General features: G+C 30.7%; 19 protein-coding genes and 1 tRNA gene. 17 read left to right on the forward strand and 3 right to left on the reverse strand.

Annotated features, from left to right (window positions below; genetic code table 11):
* Positions 1-67: 67 nt before the first annotated feature.
* Entirely contained in the window at positions 68-883 is an 816-nt protein-coding gene (locus ACM55M_RS16585) for a tetratricopeptide repeat protein (protein ID WP_416858791.1), read from the reverse strand.
* Positions 884-974: 91 nt separating this feature from the next.
* The gene (locus ACM55M_RS16590) at positions 975-2,387 is read right to left on the reverse strand and encodes an O-antigen ligase family protein (protein WP_416858792.1); all 1,413 of its coding nucleotides are present in this window, start codon (positions 2,385-2,387) and stop codon (positions 975-977) included.
* A 185-nt stretch (positions 2,388-2,572) separates the two neighbouring features.
* On the opposite strand from ACM55M_RS16590, the gene ACM55M_RS16595 reads away from it, so the two are divergent.
* Complete coding sequence (locus tag ACM55M_RS16595; protein WP_416858793.1) at positions 2,573-3,742, forward strand: proline dehydrogenase family protein; 1,170 nt, start codon at positions 2,573-2,575, stop codon at positions 3,740-3,742.
* Between the two features lie 99 nt (positions 3,743-3,841).
* On the opposite strand, the gene ACM55M_RS16600 is transcribed toward ACM55M_RS16595, so the two are convergent.
* The gene (locus ACM55M_RS16600; protein WP_416858794.1) at positions 3,842-5,629 is read right to left on the reverse strand and encodes an ABC transporter ATP-binding protein; all 1,788 of its coding nucleotides are present in this window, start codon (positions 5,627-5,629) and stop codon (positions 3,842-3,844) included.
* Between the two features lie 212 nt (positions 5,630-5,841).
* On the opposite strand from ACM55M_RS16600, the gene ACM55M_RS16605 reads away from it, so the two are divergent.
* The 16 genes from ACM55M_RS16605 to ACM55M_RS16680 all read left to right on the forward strand — a co-directional run bounded on the left by ACM55M_RS16605 (position 5,842) and on the right by ACM55M_RS16680 (position 21,170).
* A tRNA-Val gene (locus tag ACM55M_RS16605) sits at positions 5,842-5,919 on the forward strand.
* A gap of 266 nt (positions 5,920-6,185) precedes the next feature.
* The gene (locus ACM55M_RS16610; RefSeq protein WP_416858795.1) at positions 6,186-7,499 is read left to right on the forward strand and encodes a site-specific integrase; all 1,314 of its coding nucleotides are present in this window, start codon (positions 6,186-6,188) and stop codon (positions 7,497-7,499) included.
* Between the two features lie 190 nt (positions 7,500-7,689).
* Positions 7,690-8,007: a helix-turn-helix domain-containing protein gene (locus tag ACM55M_RS16615; protein ID WP_416858796.1), complete on the forward strand. Its 318-nt coding sequence runs from the start codon at positions 7,690-7,692 to the stop codon at positions 8,005-8,007.
* Positions 8,008-8,047: 40 nt separating this feature from the next.
* Entirely contained in the window at positions 8,048-8,278 is a 231-nt protein-coding gene (locus ACM55M_RS16620) for a hypothetical protein (RefSeq protein ID WP_416858797.1), read from the forward strand.
* Between the two features lie 177 nt (positions 8,279-8,455).
* Positions 8,456-9,133, forward strand: coding sequence for a response regulator transcription factor (locus ACM55M_RS16625; RefSeq protein ID WP_416858798.1), 678 nt, complete (start codon positions 8,456-8,458; stop codon positions 9,131-9,133).
* Complete coding sequence (locus ACM55M_RS16630) at positions 9,126-10,394, forward strand: sensor histidine kinase (RefSeq protein WP_416858799.1); 1,269 nt, start codon at positions 9,126-9,128, stop codon at positions 10,392-10,394. Before ACM55M_RS16625 ends, ACM55M_RS16630 begins: the two co-directional genes overlap by 8 nt.
* 65 nt (positions 10,395-10,459) lie before the next feature.
* Positions 10,460-10,888, forward strand: coding sequence for a PepSY-like domain-containing protein (locus ACM55M_RS16635; protein ID WP_416858800.1), 429 nt, complete (start codon positions 10,460-10,462; stop codon positions 10,886-10,888).
* Between the two features lie 64 nt (positions 10,889-10,952).
* Positions 10,953-11,726: a glycosyltransferase gene (locus ACM55M_RS16640; protein WP_416858801.1), complete on the forward strand. Its 774-nt coding sequence runs from the start codon at positions 10,953-10,955 to the stop codon at positions 11,724-11,726.
* Positions 11,727-11,740: 14 nt separating this feature from the next.
* Positions 11,741-13,162 carry an ArnT family glycosyltransferase gene (locus tag ACM55M_RS16645; protein WP_416858802.1) on the forward strand — a complete coding sequence of 474 codons (1,422 nt, stop codon included), beginning with the start codon at positions 11,741-11,743 and terminating at the stop codon, positions 13,160-13,162.
* 25 nt (positions 13,163-13,187) lie between these two features.
* Positions 13,188-14,426: a TolC family protein gene (locus tag ACM55M_RS16650; RefSeq protein ID WP_416858803.1), complete on the forward strand. Its 1,239-nt coding sequence runs from the start codon at positions 13,188-13,190 to the stop codon at positions 14,424-14,426.
* Between the two features lie 4 nt (positions 14,427-14,430).
* The gene (locus ACM55M_RS16655) at positions 14,431-15,345 is read left to right on the forward strand and encodes an efflux RND transporter periplasmic adaptor subunit (protein WP_416858804.1); all 915 of its coding nucleotides are present in this window, start codon (positions 14,431-14,433) and stop codon (positions 15,343-15,345) included.
* Between the two features lie 5 nt (positions 15,346-15,350).
* Positions 15,351-18,404, forward strand: coding sequence for an efflux RND transporter permease subunit (locus ACM55M_RS16660; RefSeq protein WP_416858805.1), 3,054 nt, complete (start codon positions 15,351-15,353; stop codon positions 18,402-18,404).
* Positions 18,405-18,452: 48 nt separating this feature from the next.
* Entirely contained in the window at positions 18,453-19,205 is a 753-nt protein-coding gene (locus ACM55M_RS16665) for a phosphatase PAP2 family protein (protein WP_416858806.1), read from the forward strand.
* A 58-nt stretch (positions 19,206-19,263) separates the two neighbouring features.
* Positions 19,264-19,881, forward strand: coding sequence for a phosphatase PAP2 family protein (locus tag ACM55M_RS16670; protein ID WP_416858807.1), 618 nt, complete (start codon positions 19,264-19,266; stop codon positions 19,879-19,881).
* 68 nt (positions 19,882-19,949) lie between these two features.
* Positions 19,950-20,687 carry a phosphatase PAP2 family protein gene (locus tag ACM55M_RS16675; RefSeq protein WP_416858808.1) on the forward strand — a complete coding sequence of 246 codons (738 nt, stop codon included), beginning with the start codon at positions 19,950-19,952 and terminating at the stop codon, positions 20,685-20,687.
* A gap of 63 nt (positions 20,688-20,750) precedes the next feature.
* On the forward strand, positions 20,751-21,170 hold the full coding sequence (locus ACM55M_RS16680; RefSeq protein ID WP_416858809.1) for an MFS transporter: 420 nt from the start codon (positions 20,751-20,753) through the stop codon (positions 21,168-21,170).
* The last annotated feature ends 77 nt before the right edge of the window (positions 21,171-21,247 follow it).

The raw sequence follows: 21,247 nt of genomic DNA on the forward strand, positions 1-21,247 counted from the left end.
CTGAGCTTTATTTAGTTTTTATTCTAATTTATTAAAAATAGTCTAGATGATGGTTTTAATAAAATAATCATTGACATTCTTGTCTCAGTATTTCTTGGGCATTACCATAATTTTTGTCTTTTGCTAAATTTAAATATTTACAGCAATTTTCTTTGTTTTTAATAAAAAAGTAACTCATACCCAATAAATATTCGGATTTTCCATCTTTTAAATTCGGAGAAATTAATGTTTTTTTTAAGTACGAAATTGCATTCAAGTATTGTTTTAAGTTATAAAAACATATTCCTATATTTTGGATTAAAAAAACATTATTCGGATCTTTGTTCAATGCTTTTTTATAGGATTGCAAAGCTTTGTCATAATTTGAATTATTAAAAAATAGAATAGCTTGATTTTCAAAAATATCTTTTTCAAATATTTTTTTTCTTTCAATTAAAAGGCTGTCGTTAGGGAATTTTTTTAATCCATCACTTATAAAAGAGATCAGTTTTTTATGATTATATCCTGATTGATTTAATGCACTTGAAGTATTTATCCAAACTTCTGGATAATCGTTATATTGAGTATAGATATTGTGAATTCTAATTATCCCTGTAGTATCTTTTAAAATAATTGCTGTATTAATCGCCTCAATATAATAATCTTTATTTCGAGGTCGAATATCTAAGGCCTTTTTGGCATAAAAATAAGCACTGTCATTTTTCCCAGTTTCTTTTGCTATTAGATGTTTATAAAACTCTGTTCTTCCAATATATGGATTTATTTTATAACCAATATTTAAAAATTTTAATGCCTGTTTGTAATTTTTCTCTTGAATATAATATTTTCCAACATAGGTAGCAAAAGGTTCTCCGGTACTAAATATATTAGGATATTTGGGCAAATTGTAAACAATTTCATCTGCTTTTAAGTCAAAATCATTTTTTAAAAAATTAGCTTTAATATCATTTTCTAATTGATCTGCTTTAAAAGTTTTAAAAGAAAAGTAAACCGTAAAAAGTGAAAAGATTTAGTATAAAAATAGAGGCTTTATTCCTAAAATTACTTATTTCAAATTCTTTGGATGTTGAAGTATTAATAATTGACAAAGCAAGAAAAAAAGAAAACCAAACCTGCATTGTTGGTCTGTATAATGGAAAATTGAAGGTAGCATCGATACCATAAGATAATAAAAGTAAAATTGAAAGTAACGCAATTATTCTAACTTCACTGTTTTCTGACTTAAAAAATCTTTTTAAATTTAGACAAAGGGCAAAAATAAAGATAGATAAATAAATTAGACCATTTATGATACCCGTTTCTGCAGTAATTTCAAGAAAATCATTATGTGTATGTCCCGAAATAGTATGATCATTTTCTATTTTTTTTTCATAAGGAATTGATTCTATTTGCCAATTCCCTATTCCTATACCCATTACAGGATTGTTTTTAATCATTTTAAAAGCATTATTCCAATAAAGTAATCTTGTGTTTATAGAAGCATCTTTTATATTAGCAACTTGTTTTACTCTGCTTGAAACAGACTCATATCGACCTGTACCTTTTCCTTTTTCAAAAATTAGATTTGCGATGAAAAATGAAATGATAATAGGTATGATGATATAAGAAATAGTTAAAATATTTTTTGGCTTTAAAGGATTTAACTTTAAGCATAATAGAATATAAATAATTGTTTCAAAGAATAGACTTAAAAAAGCAGCTCTTGATCCTGTTAAAAAAATAAGAATTGTAGCCAATAATAATGCTAAAACTAAAAACCATTTTTTCCATTTTGTAAAATGTAATATTCCTATCAGCAGGAAAGGGATTTTAATACTTAAACTAGCTGAAAATATATTGATGTTTCCAGTGTTTCCTTTTAAATTACTTAAACCATTTAAAATCGAATCTACTTTTGAAAATTGAACAAAATTAGAAAGTTCTAGAAATGATTGAGTAAAAACACTAATGCCAATAAGAAAGATGATTTTGTAAATTAAATTTAGTCTATTATATAATAAAATGGAGAAGTTAACCAGTGTAAAAAAAACTATAATAAGTCTTGTAATACTTACAATACCCAAAGAGAGATTTACAGCTGAAAATAAGGAAAGACCACAAAATAGAAGAAATAATATATAGGCTTTAATTAAATAACTTTTTTTATAGATTGAAATTAAATTTTGAGGAATTATAGACGGATTATAATATATAAAAATTCCGATTATAATATTAAGTATTGATAAGTATAAATATTGGGGCCCAATAATTTCAATACTTCTAAATTGCGGCAAAAAATCAGTAATTAAAAAACCAATTATAAAAAATAAAGTGATTACCTCAAAATAATTATTTTCTAATTTAGAATCTTGAGAATTAAACTTATTATTATCTATTTTAGCTTTCATATCTGTTTACATTAAAAATTAGGTTTAAAAAAAATATTTTGAAATTTAATTAAATCAATTGATTATTCTATTCGTAATTAGAATAAGTTTTAAAAATAATTTAAAGTGTTTTTTCATTATTTAAATATGATTTTCTATAATATTTTTTCAACTCTATCTATATTTGTACAAAAATATCACAAAAAATGAAAAAAATATTCAATAATACACAAGTTGCATTTGCATTAAAAAGTGATACCGAACTCGATAGAGCTTATTTTCTTTTCAAAATGATTGATAATCAGCCTTTAGTTCGGATAGGAACTGCGGTTACTAATTTTGCATTGAAAGCAAATCTTCCTGTTGAAGGTTTAATTCGCGCCACCGTTTTTGATCATTTTTGTGGTGGAGTAAATGAGGTTGACTGTCTTTCTGTAGTTGATAAAATGTTTACCAAAGGTGTTTCATCTGTATTGGATTATTCTGTAGAAGGAAAAGAAGAGGAAGATCAGTTTGATGCCGCACTTGATATGACTTTAAAAACAATTGAGTTTGCCAAAGAGCGCTTAGCAATTCCTTTTGCAGTTTTTAAACCAACGGGGTTTGGGCGTTTTGAATTGTATGAAAAATTAGGAGAAAAACAAACGTTAACTCCCGAAGAACAAGCGGAATGGAGTAGAGTAGTGGCGCGTTTTGATTTGGTTTGTAAAGATGCCCATTCAAAAAATGTTGCCCTTCTTATTGATGGTGAAGAAAGCTGGATGCAAGATGCGGCCGATGATTTAGTTACCGAAATGATGCGCAAATACAATAAAGAAAAACCAATAGTTTTCAATACGTTGCAAATGTATCGTTGGGATCGTTTGGACTATTTGAAAAAATTGCAGGAGCAAGCCAAAAAAGAAGGATTTCTAATCGGAATGAAATTAGTTCGTGGTGCCTACATGGAAAAAGAAATTGCACGTGCAGAAGAGAAAGGTTATCCGTCACCAATATGCGCTTCAAAAGAGGCTACAGATGAAAATTATGATGCTGCTGTTCGCTACATGGTTGACCATTTAGATGCGATGTCAGTTTTTGCAGGAACCCATAATGAGGAAAGTACCTATACGCTAATGGAATTGATGGAAGATAAAGGTATTAAAACCAACGATGACAGAATCTGGTTTGGTCAATTGTACGGAATGAGTGATAATATCAGCTATAATTTAGCCGAAAATGGTTATAATGTTGCTAAATACCTGCCCTTTGGTCCCGTGAAAGACGTGATGCCATACTTGATTCGTCGTGCCGAAGAAAACACTTCAGTTGCTGGACAAACCAGTCGGGAGTTATCAATGATAAAAGCGGAACGCAATAGAAGAAAAGGAAAATAGAATACGGTTTTTAGTGCTTATTTCTCGTTTAATGCCTATAAAATTTTCATAAAAAAACCATTTGAGTACAAATGGTTTTTTTATGTTATTAAATTAAAATTAAGAATTGCTAAACTGCAAATTGCTTAAGTTTTTATACATTCCGTTTTCTAAAGTAATTAATTCCTGATGTGTTCCTTGTTCCGTAATTTTCCCATTATCAAGAACCAAAATTTGATCTGCGCTTCGTATAGTAGAAAGACGATGCGCAATAATGATACTTGTTCTTCCTTGCATCAAAATTTCTAACGCCTCCTGAACTAGTTTTTCACTTTCACTGTCTAATGAAGAGGTGGCTTCATCCAAAATTAAAATACTTGGATTTTTCAGCAATGCTCTCGCAATGGCAATACGTTGTCTTTGTCCACCAGAAAGTTTAATTCCTCTCTCTCCCACAACAGTCTCAAATTTTTCAGGAAATCCTTCAATAAAATTTAAAGCATTGGCTTGTTTTGCAGCCAAAAGAATTTCTTCCTCAGTAGCATCTGGTTTTCCGTAGGCAATATTTTCTTTTATGGTTCCACCAAATAAAATTACGTCTTGAGGAACAATACTCATATTTCCACGAAGATTTTCTAAATCATAATCGTAAATATTTTTCCCATCAACCAATATTTCCCCGCTATCAATATTATAGAAACGCAACAATAAAGAAGCGATAGTCGATTTTCCTGTTCCACTGGGACCTACAATAGCTATTTTTTGCCCATAATTAGCTGTGAAACTCACATCTTTCAACACTTTTATTTCTTTTCTCGAATGATAACTGAACGCTACATTCTTGAAAGTAACATTACCTTTTATTTTATTGGTGTAGGATGCATTTTGAATTGAATTAATTTTTTCAGGAGTTTCATCTAATAATTCAAAAACTCTTTCGGTTGCACCGATCGCTTTTTGGATTTGGGCATAAAGTTCAGCGATTCCTCCAAAAGAAGCGCCAACAAATGTGGAGTATAATACAAAAGAAATCAATTGTCCTACGCTCATTTCTCCGCTAATGCTCAAGCGAACGCCAAACCAAACTACGGCAACAATAGCTCCAAAAAGACAAAAAATAATGAATGAAGCAAAGTATCCTCTGTATTTTCCTCCTTTGATGGCTATTTTAACGACTTCTTTTATTTTCCCGTTATAACGGGCAATTTCATACCATTCATTGGCGAACGCCTTGACAATACTAATTCCTTGCATGGTTTCTTCAACAATAACCTGACTTTCGGCAACTTTATCTTGAACGTTTTTTGAATATTTTCTGATAAATCGTCCAAAAATAACTGCAGCAACAGCCACAAGTGGCACTACGGATAACATTAACAATGTTAATTTGATGCTTTCATTTGCTAATAAAAGCACACCGCCAATAATTAAAATGAATTGCCTTAAAAATTCGGCTATAGTGGAAGTTAAGGTGTCTTGTATTTGGGTTATATCAGAACTGATTCTACTATTTAATTCTCCTACACGCTTTTGTGAAAAGAATGACATCGGCAACTTTACCAGATTACTATACAGCGCTAATCTAAGATTTGCTAACGTATGTTCCGTAAAATTGACAAATAAAGACAATCTAAAAAAGGAAAAAATAGATTGAAAAAATAAAATAACAACTAATCCCAAGGCGATATAGTTAGCCTGTGCATTATCTTTATTTTTCACACAATCGATAAGCATCCCCATTAATTTAGGAAAAGCCAGTGCGGTTGCACCCGTTAGCAATAAAAAAACCAAACCTACATAAAATTTCCAACGATGATTTCCTGCATATTGAAATATTAAAGTTGCTTTATTGAGAGAACTTGCGGTAATTTTTGATTTTGGTAAATCATTTTCTTTAAACCTTGCCATTATTTATAATTTATGCCACAAATGTAAGACTATAACAACTTAATACAAAAAAATAGTATGGTTTCATCCTGCATTTAAAGTGCTATTAGAGAGAGTGAAAGAGAATTATTGCTATTTTTTATTTTATTTTTTTAATATTTCACTTGTAAATACGATTTCTAGCTGTATATTTGCACTCGCAATAAGGAAATGAAAAAATCTAAATTGTACTAGGGCGATTAGCTCAGCTGGTTCAGAGCACCTCGTTTACACCGAGGGGGTCGGGGGTTCGAACCCCTCATCGCCCACCACCTATTTCAGGAATAATATTATAAAATTCCACAATCTTAAAGAATACCTGCAAATTTCGGATTTGCAGGTATTTTTATTTATACCAGTTTCTCCAAAATTTTCAAAAACGCTCGAAATTACATGGCATTTTTATGGCACTTATAAATTTAGAAAAAATGTGCCACGGAATAGAGGTTAAATGATTGATAATCAACATGTAAACTACGTTAACGACTTGATTTTAAGACGCTATAATTCGACATTTACTCATTTAAATTGTTGAATTATGTTAGAAAGCAGTTTTGGGTTAACCTTCTTTTTGAAGGTTCCACGAAAAAAAAGCAATCTCAGGTATATTTACCTAAGAATAACCGTTGATGGGATCCCTAAGGAAACTTCTACCAAACGTAAATGGGATATCACCAGATGGGATCAAAAAGCAGAAAGAGCTATAGGCACAAAAGAAGATGCCAGGACCACTAATTTTTTTCTTACTACAATTGAGACTAAAGTCAACCAGTACAGAAATGATTTAGTTTATTCAGAGCATTTTATTACTTCCCAAAAGATAATAGATTTTATTCTAGGACGAGTAGCCTCAAAGGTAAAAGTGCTTGAAGAATTCCTTAAACATAATAACGAATTATTAGCGCTTGTAGACAAGGGCGAATATGCCATTGGAACACATGAACGTTTTGAAATATCAAAAAAACATGTAAAGGAATTTCTATTGTTCAAATTTAACTTGGAAGACATGGAATTCCGGGACTTGAATTATGAATTTATAAAAGATTATGAATTTTATCTTAAGACGGTAAAGAGTTGTAATAATAATACTGCATTAAAGTACATTACAAATTTTAGAAAAATCGTAAGACGAGCAATTGATAAAGAGATTATTAAGGAAGACCCTTTCAAGAAATTTAAAGGAAAAAAGACAAAAACTAAGAAAAAACCACTAACAGCAGTGGAATTGCATAAGATTGAGAACCATACTTTTTCTACTCCAAGATTGACTGTTATACGCGATGTATTTATCTTTCAATGTTACACTGGCCTCGCGTACATTGATGCGTTCCAACTTAAGAAAGAAGACATCAAGATAGGCATTGATGGCGAATACTGGATTATGTCTGACCGCCAAAAAACAGAATCAGAAACAAATATTCCATTGCTGCCCAAGGCTCTTGAAATTATAGAAAAATACAAAGACCATCCGCTTTGTCTTAGCAGAAGAAGTGTTCTTCCAGTAAAATCAAATCAAAAAATGAATGCCTACCTAAAAGAAATTGCTGATCTGTGCGGGATTACTTGTATATTAAATACTCATAAGGCAAGACGGACTTTTGGCAGTACAGTTACACTGGCAAATGATGTACCAATTCATATTGTGAAAGAAATGCTCGGGCATCGATCGGTACAACAGACTGAAGAATATGCAATAACCGAGCAGCAGACAGTTGGCCGGCAGATGATTGAATTAAGAGATAAACTAAATAAGAAAGCATCCTTCGACTCTGACAATAGTTTATTAATTCTAGAAAAACTTGAAAAGGAAATCCTATATTTAAAAGAACAGTTTGCTAATAGAGAGAACTAAATATATGCATATCCAGTATTTTAATGACACTGTCCCAAATTTTAATTATGTAATGTTATTAACATTGCCAGGCATAAGTTGCTGTTTAAATACGATTAGACACAGTACGATCATGTTGATAAAGTTTTAAAATCTTAATATATCCCAGTATAACATTTAATAAATTTGACACTAAGTGTCAAATATAAATATGTCAACAGAAACTTTAGGAGAAAAGCTCAGAGAACTGAGAGAAGCAAAACATCTTCCCTTACGGAAAATTGCGGCAATGTTAGATATCGATGTGGCCATTTTAAGTAAAATGGAACGTGGTGAACGGAGATTAACAAAAGGGGCTATTTTAAAACTAGCAGAAATTTACCAATATAATTCTGACGAGCTTTTAATATTATTTCTATGTGAAAAAATCATGTCTGACATTCAAGGCGAGGACTTAGGCGAACAAGCACTAATAGTTGCAAAAAAGAGATTTAAATATTTGAAAGATAGGAAAGCTAATGACAATTAATCAGCTAATAGAAAAACATCAGTCTGATAGAAAATATTATTTGTCAGATAAACATAACGAAACATTATTACGTAGTGATTTCTTAGATCCACTGTTTGAATTACTCAACTGGGATATAAAGAATCATGCGGGTAAATCGACCAATGAAAGAGAAGTCATTCTTGAAGAAACATTAAAATCAAATACTTCGGAACATTCTAAAAAACCGGATTATACTTTCGGCTTTTTTCAGAAAGAAAATTCTTTGTGGAGGCTAAAAAACCCCATGTAAGAATTGAATCCAATGATGAGACCGCTAAACAAATTAGACGGTACGGTTTTACCGCAAAGCTTAAAATTTCTATTTTATCAAATTTCGAGTATTTAATGATTTATGATGTTTACAGCTTTATATTGATAAAATCCACAAATTCAATTTTCCTTCAAAATTGAATTACTAACTTGCGATATGAAAATTTTAATCATTGAAGACGAAATCGATATAGCAACGAGTATAAAAGAGTATCTAAAAACGAATGATATTCATTGTGAAACAGCAAACAACTATCAAACGGCATTAGATAAAATTGCTATGTATGATTATGATTGTGTTTTAGTAGACTTAATGCTTCCTGATGGTGATGGTTTTGATATATTGAAACAGTTAAAATTATTAAGCAAATCAGATGGAGTGATTATAATTTCAGCTAGAGAAGCACTAGAAACCAAAATCGAAGGATTTAATCTTGGAGCTGATGATTATCTCACCAAACCTTTCCATCTTTCTGAACTTTTGGTAAGAATTCAGGCATTGGTAAGAAGAAAAAAATTCAACGGAAATAATAAAATTGAATTCAATGAAATTGAGATTGATACCTTAGCAAAATCCGTGAAAATTAGCAACAAGAAGATTGAATTTACCAAGAAAGAAATAGATTTGCTATTATTTTTAATTGGCAACAAAAATAAAGTATTGTCAAAAAGTGCTATCGCTGAACATCTTTCTGGCGATATGGCTGATATGTTGGACAACCACGATTTTATTTATGCACATATTAAAAATTTGAAGAAAAAACTTAACGATGCCGGAAGCAATGATTACATAAAATCAGTTTACGGAATGGGTTACAAATGGGATAATGACTAGAAAACTATTACATAAAACTTTAAAATACTATTTATCCTTTTCATTGGTAGTTATGTTATTTGTAGCTCCTCTATTTTATTTTGTAACCCAATATTTATATGTACACGAAACCGAGGACGGCTTATTACTTCAAAAAAAAGAATTTGTTAGAAATTCAATTCCACGATTAGAAGAAAGTGATATTAAAGTTTGGAATAAATTGAATAGAAATGTAAAAATTAATAACGTTCAGGAAAATTTAAAGGACGACACTTTTTATAATAAAAACTATTACGATACTTTAGATGTTGAAATAGAGCCTTACAGAGTTCTTGTTTCACCGGTCACAATCAAAGGGAAAAAATATACTTTTTTTGCCCGAACAAATTTGGTGGAAAACAAAGATTTAATTATTAGTGTCGTTATACTATTTATAATTATTGTTATAATGCTTCTAATTGGTCTTTTTATTATTACAAAAAGATTGTCACTTACACTGTGGAAACCATTCTATGAAACTTTAGATCAAATTGAAAAATTTGAAATCGATAAAAATTCTAATCCACATTTAACATCTAACGACATAGAGGAGTTTAATAGATTGAATCAAGCTATAAATAAATTGATTGAAAGGAATACGCTTATCTATAAGAGCCAAAAGGAATTCATAGAAAATGCCGCTCATGAACTCCAAACACCAATAGCCATTTTCAAAGGGAAGTTGGAAACATTATTGCAACACTCAGATTTTACTGAAGAACAATTTGGAATACTTGATGATTTAAATAATACAACCACTAGACTAAACCGGTTAAATAAAAATTTATTGCTTTTATCCAAGATTGAAAGTAAGTATTTTGACATTCCGGATGATGTTGTTCTAAATGAAACCATAAACAATCAATTAGCCTTTTTTAAAGAACAGGCACTTGCCAAAAACATCACAATAGATATAGCATTAGAACCCAATATTTCAGTAAGGATCAACCAATTTTTATCAGAAGTATTGATAAGTAATTTATTCCTAAACGCTATAAATCATAATATTGAAAATGGTTATATTAATGTAGTATTGGATAAAAATTCATTAATTTTTTCTAATACAGGTATATCAAAATCATTAGTTACGGAAAAGTTATTTGAACGTTTTTCTAAAGTCAATCCTTCCTCAAAAGGAAATGGTTTGGGATTATCAATAATTAAAACAATTGCCGATAACAACCAATGGAAGCTTATTTATAATTTCAAAAATAATCTTCACGTTTTTGAGATACGTTTCTAAAAATTCAATATTTCTTCAAAATTGGTTTACAACTTTGGCTATTATAAATTTTCAATTAAATAGCGATGAAAAAATTAGCAATGGTTGTAACTTTAAGTATATTGTCATTTATTTCTTTTGGGCAAAAAGTCAAAGAAAAAAATGTCCCACAAGTAATCAAGACTGCTTTACATCAAAAATATTCTAATGCCAAGGAAATAAAATGGGATAAAGAAGAAAATAATTATGAAGCGAGTTTTGATATAAATGGAGTGGATAATTCTGTACTATTTAGTCAAGATGGAAAAATTGTTGAAACTGAAGTGGAAATCCAAATCAATCAATTGCCTAAAAATGCATTAGACTATTTGAATGTGAATTTTAAAAATGCAAGAATTAAAGAAGCAGCAAAAATAATTAACCTAAAAGGTAAAATTATTTTCGAAGCTGAAATAAAAACTTATGACATATTATTTGATGAGAAAGGTGGTTTTATCTCTAAAAATAAAGTTTAGTCTAATCCAAATAAAATTTTATTGATTGTTTTATAGAAAGGTTTTGAATTTTTAAAAAAAATATGTGCAAAATAATATAATCGAAATAAGATATAATACTTGTATTGTTCTTCCATGTTATAATGAAGAAAATGGTATTTCAATTGATGAGTACTCTGGTTTTTTAGATAAAACCCAGAATATTTTAATCTGTTTTGTAAATGACGGATCTTCGGATAATACAATTGGTATAATTCAAGTCCTAAAACAAAAATACCCTGACCAAATTCACATACTAAATCTTGAAAAAAATTTAGGAAAAGCAGAAGCAGTAAGATCTGGAATAAATTATTGCAATCAAAATTACACACACAAACACATTGGATATTTAGATGCAGATTTAGCAACTACTTTAGAAGAATTTGTGGAATTACAAAAATACTTAGTGGAAAACATTTCTTTTTGTTTTGGCTCTAGAATTTTAAAATTAGGGTCTGTTATTACAAGAAAAAACAGTCGTTTTTTAATAGGAAGAATAATTGCTACATTTATTTCAAATGTACTTCAGTTAAAAATCTATGATACACAATGTGGCTGCAAAATTTTCACGAAAGAACTTTCTTTATTATTATTCAAAGAAAAATTCATTTCTAAATGGTTATTTGATGTTGAACTATTCTATAGAATGAAAATTATTTACGGAAAGGAAAATGCTATACAAAAAATGGCTGAAATTCCTTTAAAATCGTGGACAGAAAAAGGAAATTCAAAAGTCAAAGTAACCTACTTTTTTAGACTTTGGTATGATTTGTATCAAATTAGTAATAGTTATAGAAACAATAGCACTGACTTTATTTAATTTAAATTAGCAAAATGATACCTGAAAAATTCAAAAAAACCTCTTTTTTATTATGTCTATCAGTATTAGTCCTTTTGATTTTTAGACTATTGCTAACTGCAACAATTCCTTTATTGGACAAAACAGAAGCACGGTATGCTGAAATTGCAAGAATTATGTGGGAAACCAACCAATGGATTGTCCCTCATATTGATTATGACATTCCTTTTTGGGCTAAGCCTCCTTTGTCAACTTGGTTGTCTGCGATTAGTTTTAGCATATTTGGCGTTACTGAGTTTGCGGCAAGATTCCCCTCTTTTTTATTAAATGTTATTATAGTAATAATAGTCGGTAAAATGATAAAAAATGAAGGAATCTCCTTTTGGCTTCCAGGCTTTATTTTGTTAACAATGCCCGAATTTTTAATTCATACCGGAGTAGTTTCTACAGATACTGCTTTGGTATTTTGTACAACTATGATGATGCTTTCCTTTTGGAAAACAATGGTAAATGAGGGAAAAACGTTGTGGAGATACATCTTTTTTATTGCACTAGGACTTGGATTTCTCGCTAAGGGTCCATTGATTGTAGTATTAACATTCCCGCCGTTGTTTTTTTGGTGCTTATTGGATAAAAATAGATTCAAAAGTTTGTTTAGTAAATTTCCTATAGCAATAGGTATTATCATTACTACAATAATTGCTGTTCCATGGTATTATTTTGCCGAACAGCAATCGCCAGGATTTTTAGATTACTTTTTTGTTGGAGAACATTATAAACGTTTTGTAGATTCTGGCTGGAAAGGTGATTTATATGGCAGGCCAAAATCTCAACCTATTGGAATGATATGGGTTTTTATTTTTTTGTTTGCTTTTCCCTGGATACAAATTGTAGTATTTAAACTTTGGCAAAATAGGAAAATAATTTTCCAAAACAGTTGGGTATCCTTTTTGGTCTTTTGGCTTTTTTGGACACCAATTTTCTTTACATTTTCAAAAAATATTTTGCATACTTATATGTTGCCTGTAACGGTTCCAATTATGTTTCTGATTATTCATTGGTGGAATGATTATAAAAGTAAAAAGAAAGCAGTTGCTTTTAGTCTTATTTTTCCAGTTGTTGCTTTTGTAGGGTATTTTGGAATATTTGCAACAGGAATACTGGATTACTACATCAATTCTGATAAATATCTCATTAGAAATCAAAAGATAGTAACAACTAATAATCAAATCCCATTATATTATTGGAATGAAAAAAACTATTCTGGTCAGTTTTATTCTAATGGTAAGGCTAAAACACTAAAAAACGAAAAAGAACTCGATTCTGTTTTAAGCATTCATAAAAAAATATTTTTTGTAACAGAAAATAAAAATGAAATTCTCAAAAAATATAATGACAAATTTACTTTAGTTGATAGTAATTACAAGACTTCCGTTTTTATCTCAAAACCTAAATAAACTTTAATTATAATAAAGTCATCCAATGAAATTAAAGATTTGCCTCATTTTTGTTTTGTTAAGTGCCAAATCCTTTTCGCAAGAAAAGGACTTACACTATTTTATTGAAAAGGCACAAACCAATTCTCCTTTAATTACCGATTTCAATAACCAAATAAAATCCGCTACTCTTGATAGTCTATTGAACAAATCAATCTATAAACCTCAAATTACCGGAAATCTAAATGCAAATTATGCTCCAGTCATAAATGGATTTGGTTATGATACAGCATTGAGTAATGGCCAATCGGTTTCGGGTCTGATTAGTATTAATCAGAAAATAATTGGCAGAAACCAAATCAATTCACAATCGGAAACTTTCAAATTACTAAAAGATGGTTTGGTTTTGAATAAAAAAATGGCGCAGAAAGATTTGAACAAGTTAATTGTTTCTCAATATATAACTGCTTCGGGAAGTTCTGAACAAATAGTTTACAACCAAAAAATGGCTACGCTTTTAAAAAATGAGGTCACAATGTTAAAAAAGCTAACTCAAAATTCTATTTACAAACAAACCGATTATTTGATTTTTAGTGCAACAGTGAAACAACAGGAATTAGTCCTTTTACAATTAAAACAGCAATACCTAAATGATTTGGCTTTACTGAATTATTTATCTGGAGAAACAGATACGACCTTCGTTAATTTGAAGAAACCTGATATTGCATTGAAAAGTATTAAAAATGAGGATAAAATTATATTTCTAAAACAATTTGAAATAGACAGTTTGAAACTTCAAAATCAAAATAAATTAATTGATAATGGGTATAAACCTTCATTATCATTGCTTGGTGATGCAGGATATAATTCGAGTTTTGCCTATCAATCTTACAAAAACTTTGGCTTTAGTGTTGGTTTGGGATTATCAATTCCAATTTATGATGGAAACCAAAAAACATTGCAACATCAAAAAAATGATATTGCTATTGTAACTAGTTTGGCTTACAAAAACAATTTTAAAAAGCGATACAATCAACAAAATTTAATGTTAAATCAGAAATTGAAGCAAGTTGATGCTATTGAAGAACAATTACAATCGCAACTCATTATTTCTGAAGCATTAATAGAAGCCAATAAAAAATTATTGCTTACGGGCGATGCACAAATTACCGATTATGTTATTGTAATTGGCAATTTGATAACCATTAAAAATAATATTTCACAAAATAACAGCAACAAACTTCAAATTATAAATGAAATTAATTATTGGAGTTTTAATGAATAATTCAATGAAGAAACTAATTCTATTTTTTGCCGTAATCTCGCTTCTTTTTATTTCTTGCAAAGATAAAATCGAACCAGAAAAAACCATAGACGCAAGTGTTCCTGTAACCTTAACTTCAATTGACACTTCAGCTATTGAGAGTTTTATCGATTTGAATGCAACAGCGACTTATCTGCTGAAAAATGTTATAAAAGCAAATGCAACCGGTTATTTGAATTCGGTAAATGCGGCTACTAACGATTATGTTTCTAATGGCAAAGTGTTGTTTTCAATACAAACCCGCGAAGCAAAAGTTTTAGGGAATACTATAAATAAAATTGACCCAAGTTTGAATTTTGGAAATGCCATAAAAGTACGATCAAACACAAATGGCTATATCACTTCTATCAATGTACAACAGGGTGATTACGTTCAAGATGGTGATCAACTTGTTACAATCAATGATGCCAACAGCTTTGCCATAGTTTTAAGTTTGCCTTATGAGTTGAAAAAGCAAGTTACGATTGGTAAAATATTTTCGGTATTTATGCCTGACGGAACATCGATAAAAGCAAAAGTTCAAAAGTTTATGCCAACAGTCGATGCAACTTCACAAACACAAAGCGTCATTTTAAAGATCATGGGCAAGCAAGATATTCCGGAGAACTTAATTGTAAAAGTCAGAATAGAAAAATCTTCAAGTTCAAAAAACATTTCATTGCCAAAAGCGACTGTTTTGAGTGATGAAACAGAAACTAATTTCTGGATAATGAAGATGATTAACAGCAATACAGCTATAAAAATCCCTATAAAAAAAGGAATTGAAACCGAAGACAAAGTAGAAATTCTTTCGCCAAGTTTAACTCGTAAAGATAAAATAGTACTTACTGGAAATTACGGAGTTGGAGATAGTATAAAAGTCAAAATAGTAAAAAACTAATCAAGATGAATACCTTTTTTGTTAAACATAAAAATGGTTTAAGCTCCATTATTTTCATAATAATTTTGGGAGGCTTTTTTGCTTATTCAAAAATGCAAACCAGCTTATTTCCTGAAATTACTTTTCCAAAAGTAAAAATCATTGCCGATGCTGGACAACAGCCTGTCAATAAAATGATGATTACCGTTACAAAGCCGCTCGAAAATGCTATAAAAAAAGTTCAGGATTTAAAAACCATTAGAAGTACAACCAGTAGGGGAAGTTGTGAGATATCGGCTTTTATGGATTGGAAATCTGATATAGATTTAAGTAAAACAAGGATTGAGGCACAAATCAATCAGATAAAAAACAATCTTCCTCCTGATACGCAAATTACGGTCGAAAAAATGAATCCTTCTATTCTGGCTGTTATTGGTTATGCCATTGAAGGAAAAGGTAAATCGGCAATCGAACTCAAAAAAATCGCTAACTTAACAATAAAACCTTTTTTGTCTCAAATAGAGGACGTTTCCGAAATTAGAATTATTGGTGGCAAAGAAAAAGAATATTGGTTATCGTTAGATTTTGATAAAATGACTGCGCTTGGTATTACGCCAAATGCAATTACACAGGTAATGAATGAAACCAATTTTATTAAATCAAACGGATATTTATCTGATTATCGCTATTTGTATTTAACGATTACTGATGCACAAGTCAATAAAAAAGACGAACTGGAAAACCTGGTCATTCGCAACAACGGAAAAGGAATTATCACTCTAAGAGATATTGCATCGGTAGAAATTCGCGAAGCCAAAGAATATATAAAAGTAAATGCCAACGGCAAAGAAAGTATTCTTGTGGCAGTAATAAAACAACCCAGTTCTAATTTGATTTCACTTTCGAGTGCGATGAATGAAAAGTTACAAGCGTTAAAAAAAATCCTTCCAAAAGGAATTAGCATAAAGCCATTTTATGAACAGGCTAATTTTGTAAATGATGCTGTAAAAAGTGTTACAGATAGTTTGCTCATCGGATTATTATTAGCCATAATTGTTGCCGTTTTGTTTTTGAAATCAGTGAAAGCCAGTGCCACAATTTTGATAATTATTCCGGTTACTTTGGGGCTCACCTTGATTGTTCTGTATCTCACAGGGCAAACATTCAATATTATGACACTTGGTGCGATAGCTGCGGCATTGGGTTTAATTATTGATGATGCCATTGTGGTTGTGGAACAAATTCATAGAACACACGAGGAACATCCCGATGAACCTACAGTTTCGCTTTTGCAAAAAGCGATTCATTATTTATTTCCGGCAATGGTGGGTTCATCCATAAGTACCATAGTAATTTTTTTCCCATTTGTATTAATGAGTGGTGTAGCGGGTTCTTATTTTAAAGTATTAACGGACACAATGATTATTACATTGGTTTGTTCCTTTTTTGTAACATGGTTATTACTGCCAGTTGTTTATTTATTGCTTTCCAGAAATGAAAAAGGAGATACAGTAATCGAGAAGCAAAACGAAATCAACGAAGTAAAAACTCAAAATTGGGTAGCTTATTTTATTGAAAGGCCAATAATAAGTATAGCTTTTTGTGTTGTTTTAATACTTTCAATTATACTAATAGTGCCGAATCTAGAAACTGGCTTTTTACCCGAAATGGATGAAGGCAGTATTGTTCTTGATTATGAAAGTCCGCCAGGAACATCATTGGAAGAAACCGACAGAATGCTTAATGAAGTAGAGAAAATTATAATACAAATCCCCGAAGTTGAAGCCTACAGTAGAAGAACGGGTACACAAATGGGATTCTTTATTACCGAACCCAATTTTGGTGATTATTTAATTCAATTAAAAAAAGACAGAAACAAAACCAGCAATGATATTATTGATGAAATTAGGGCAAAAATCGAAGCTACACAACCCGCTTTACGTATCGATTTTGGGCAGGTCATTGGTGATATGCTGGGAGATTTGATGAGTTCGGTAAAGCCAATAGAAGTTAAAATATATGGAAACAATCAAGCTGAATTGCACAAAATTGCAAAACAAATTACTTCTATTGTTGAGAAAGTAAAAGGAACTGCCGATGTTTTTGACGGAATTATTTTGGCTGGACCATCCATAAATATTCAGCCTAACTATTCTCAATTGGCACAATTTGGAATAACGCCAACAGATTTACAATTTCAAATGCAAACTGCGCTTGAAGGAAATGTAATTGGAAATTTGCTGGAAAATGAGCAAACAATTCCCATACGATTAATTTATCCCTACTCTGAAAAAAGGAGTTTAGAAGATATTAAGAAATTGCAACTGTTTTTACCTAACGGACAATCGATACCAATTACAAGTCTTGTAAATATAAATGTGCAAAAAGGAACTGCAGAAATACAACGGGAAAATCTTCAAACGATGAGTGTGGTAACCGGAAGATTAGATAATCGTGATTTGGGAAGTGTGATGAAGGAAATAAAAACTGAAGTAGCAAATAGTATTCATCTTCCGAGTGGTTATTATATCGAATATGCTGGAGCTTACAAAGATCAACAACAATCTTTCAAAGAATTATTAATGATTTTAATAGCTTCATCGTTATTGGTTTTTGGTGTTATTTTATTTTTATTTAGAGATTTTAGGGTAGCAATAATTATACTTTTAATTTCTGTTTTAGGAATTTCAGGAAGTTATATTTTGCTTTTCATTACAAAAACACCTTTAAACGTGGGAAGCTACACCGGAATTATTATGATTGTTGGTATAATTAGTGAAAATGCCATTTTTACTTTTTTACAATTCAGAGAAACTTTCAAGATTACCGGAAACGTAAATCAATCTTTGATTTACTCTATTTCAACCAGATTACGACCAAAATTAATGACTGCACTTGGAGCAATAATAGCTTTATTACCATTGGCTATAGGAATTGGCACAGGTTCAGAATTACATCAACCACTTGCCATTGCGGTAATTGGCGGTTTTATAATCGCTATGCCTTTGCTGTTAGTGGTATTGCCTAGTTTATTGTGTTTTGTTTTTAAAAATGAAAAACACTTTAAACATTTGACATAGTTTAGTGTTAAAAAAATCAGAGTTAGTGTATAATTTAAAAAAAAACGGATGTTAAAAATCATTCTATTTTCGTTGTTTAGTATCGCAACTATAAACGCGCAAGAGATAAAAATAGATACTATTTCGAAAGCAACTATTGCTAAAAACATCAAATTCAATTTCAAACAACTTATTATTCCGGCTGTATTAATAGGATATGGATTTATAGGTCTTGAAAGCGATCAGATTAAAAATTTTAATTCTGAAATCAAAGAAGAAGTAAATGAGCATATAGATGAGAAAATTTCTATTGATGATTTCTCACAATATGTTCCTGCGGTTTCGGTTTATGCGCTGAATGCAGCAGGGATAAAAGGGAAAAATAATCTAAAGGATCGTTCTATAATATTGGCTACTTCTTATATTATCATGTCAACCACCGTTTTAGGGCTTAAATCAATTACGAAAGTTCCAAGACCAGACGGCTCTGGAAATAATTCTTTTCCATCAGGACATACTGCAACAGCTTTTGCCGGAGCTGAATTTTTATGGCAGGAATACAAAGACAAATCAATTTGGTACGGAATTTCAGGATATATTATTGCCACAGGAACAGGGCTTTTCAGAATATACAATGACAGACACTGGCTAACAGATGTTGCTGCGGGTGCCGGAATAGGTATTTTAAGCACGAAAATTGCTTATTGGATTCATCCTTACATAAACAAGAAAATATTCGGGTCTGAAACTAATACAACATCTGTTATTGCACCTTTTTACAACGGTAAACAATCAGGATTATCCTTTGTAAGGAATTTTTAAAAGAGTTTTTAACCACTTTTTATTTAAACAATTTATACATTGAAATTTATAATCTATTATGAAAAAAAATAAAATGTATAAAATTTCATTTTTAACCGTATTGTTTTTTTTATTCATTGGTGCAAATGCCCAAAATGTAGATATTGATCTTTTGAGGCACATTAATCTCAATAGGGATAAATTATTGGACCCAATTTTTATATTTATTACCAATAGCGCAACACCTATTAGTATTGTAATTCCTATTATTTTATTTGCGTTGGGTTTGTTCCGAAAAGGGAAAATTCTTCAAAAAAAATCCATGTACATTGCGCTTTCTGTAATCACTTCATCGCTTATCTCAAGTTGCCTAAAAATAGTCGTTAACAGAGTAAGACCTTTTATAACCTATTCTTTCATAGAAAAAATGGCATATGTTACAAGCCCATCCTTTCCTTCAGGTCATACCGCTGTAGCATTTGTGATAGCAACTTCTTTGAGTATTGCTTTTCCAAAATGGTATGTAATTACATTTTCTTTTTTATGGGCTATATCCGTTGGTTACTCACGTATGTTTTTGGGAGTTCACTATCCAAGCGATGTATTAGCTGGTGCTGCTATAGGTAGCTGTTCAGCATATCTGGTTTATAAAATAAGCAAATATGTAAATATGAAGCATACGCAAAAAACGCCTTAATGAAGTAAATAAAACGCGTTAGTAAAAAGAAAACTATGACCAATGAATTATCTCCTAAAATTAAAATTATGAGGATTAAAACACTTCTTTTAGCAATCGTTTTATTGTCCTATACAGTATCGATCGCACAAACAGATACTATAGTTTCTAAATCAAAGCAAAAAAATACTTTTTTTAAAATAAGTATTTTACCAGTTTCTTTAATCACAGGAGGCTTTTTGATTAGTAACAGTAACTTCGAAAAATCTTTCCAAAAAGATATTAGAAATTTCGTAGGTAATGATTTTAGCACAAGTATAGACGATTATACCAGATACGCACCAATAGTAGAGCTTTATGCGGCTGATATAATGGGTGTAAAAGCAAAGAATCATTGGTTTGACCAAACAAAAAATTTAACTTTATCAATAATTATAACCGATTTTATAACTTTTAAATTGAAAAAAAACATTTATAAAATCAGACCAAATGCCGGAGATGATGGACAATCTTTTCCCTCAGCACATACTTCTTCTGCTTTTACTAATGCAACGGTATTGTATGAAGAGTTCAAAGATACAAGCCCATTGTTAGCCTATAGTGGTTATGTTTTTGCAACTACTACTGGAGGGTTAAGGATAATGAATAATGCACATTGGCTTTCGGATGTTTTAGTGGGTGCTGGAATAGGTATTTTGGTAACACAAGTTATCTATTTTTTTGATCCTATTATTAAATGGAATCCTTTTGAAAAAACAAAGAATGTTACTCTTATACCTCAAGTGGACAATGATCAATATGGATTCTATTTGTGCATAAGACTTTAGGAGAAGAATAATTAAAAAATAACAATAACGAAGTGAAACTAAACAGCTAATAATATAATAAGGATGAAGACATCAATAAAATTTGCTTTTATACTTGGGTTTCTTGGTTTTGCTACCTCTTTTGGAGCTCATATTGTAGCGGTAAACCTCCCTTTTTATGCGGAGAAAGTTGGTATTGGTTTAACTATGATAGGCTTGCTGATAGCTATTTATGATTTTGCAGAAATAATTGCAAAACCTGTATTTGGTGGATTGGCTGATAAAAAAGGAATGAAGAAAGCCTTATGCCTTGGTATAATTATTTTTGCGCTTGCTTCATTACTGTACCCATTTGTGCCTCCAAAATTATTAATAGTAGTGAGGTTTTTCCAGGGGTTGGGCGCTGCATCATTTTCCGCCATTTCACTTGCTATGGTGGGCATTTTATATAAAGACAATAAAGGTGGAAAAACCGGTCAAATTGACCACCACTTTCCAGTGTAAATTGACCACCAGTTCCGGAGCAAACTGACCACCATTTTCCAATTCAAATTGACCACCTAATTTCGGGGTAAATTGAT

The sequence above is a fragment of the Flavobacterium galactosi genome, from assembly GCF_048158585.1.
Classification (GTDB): domain Bacteria; phylum Bacteroidota; class Bacteroidia; order Flavobacteriales; family Flavobacteriaceae; genus Flavobacterium; species Flavobacterium galactosi.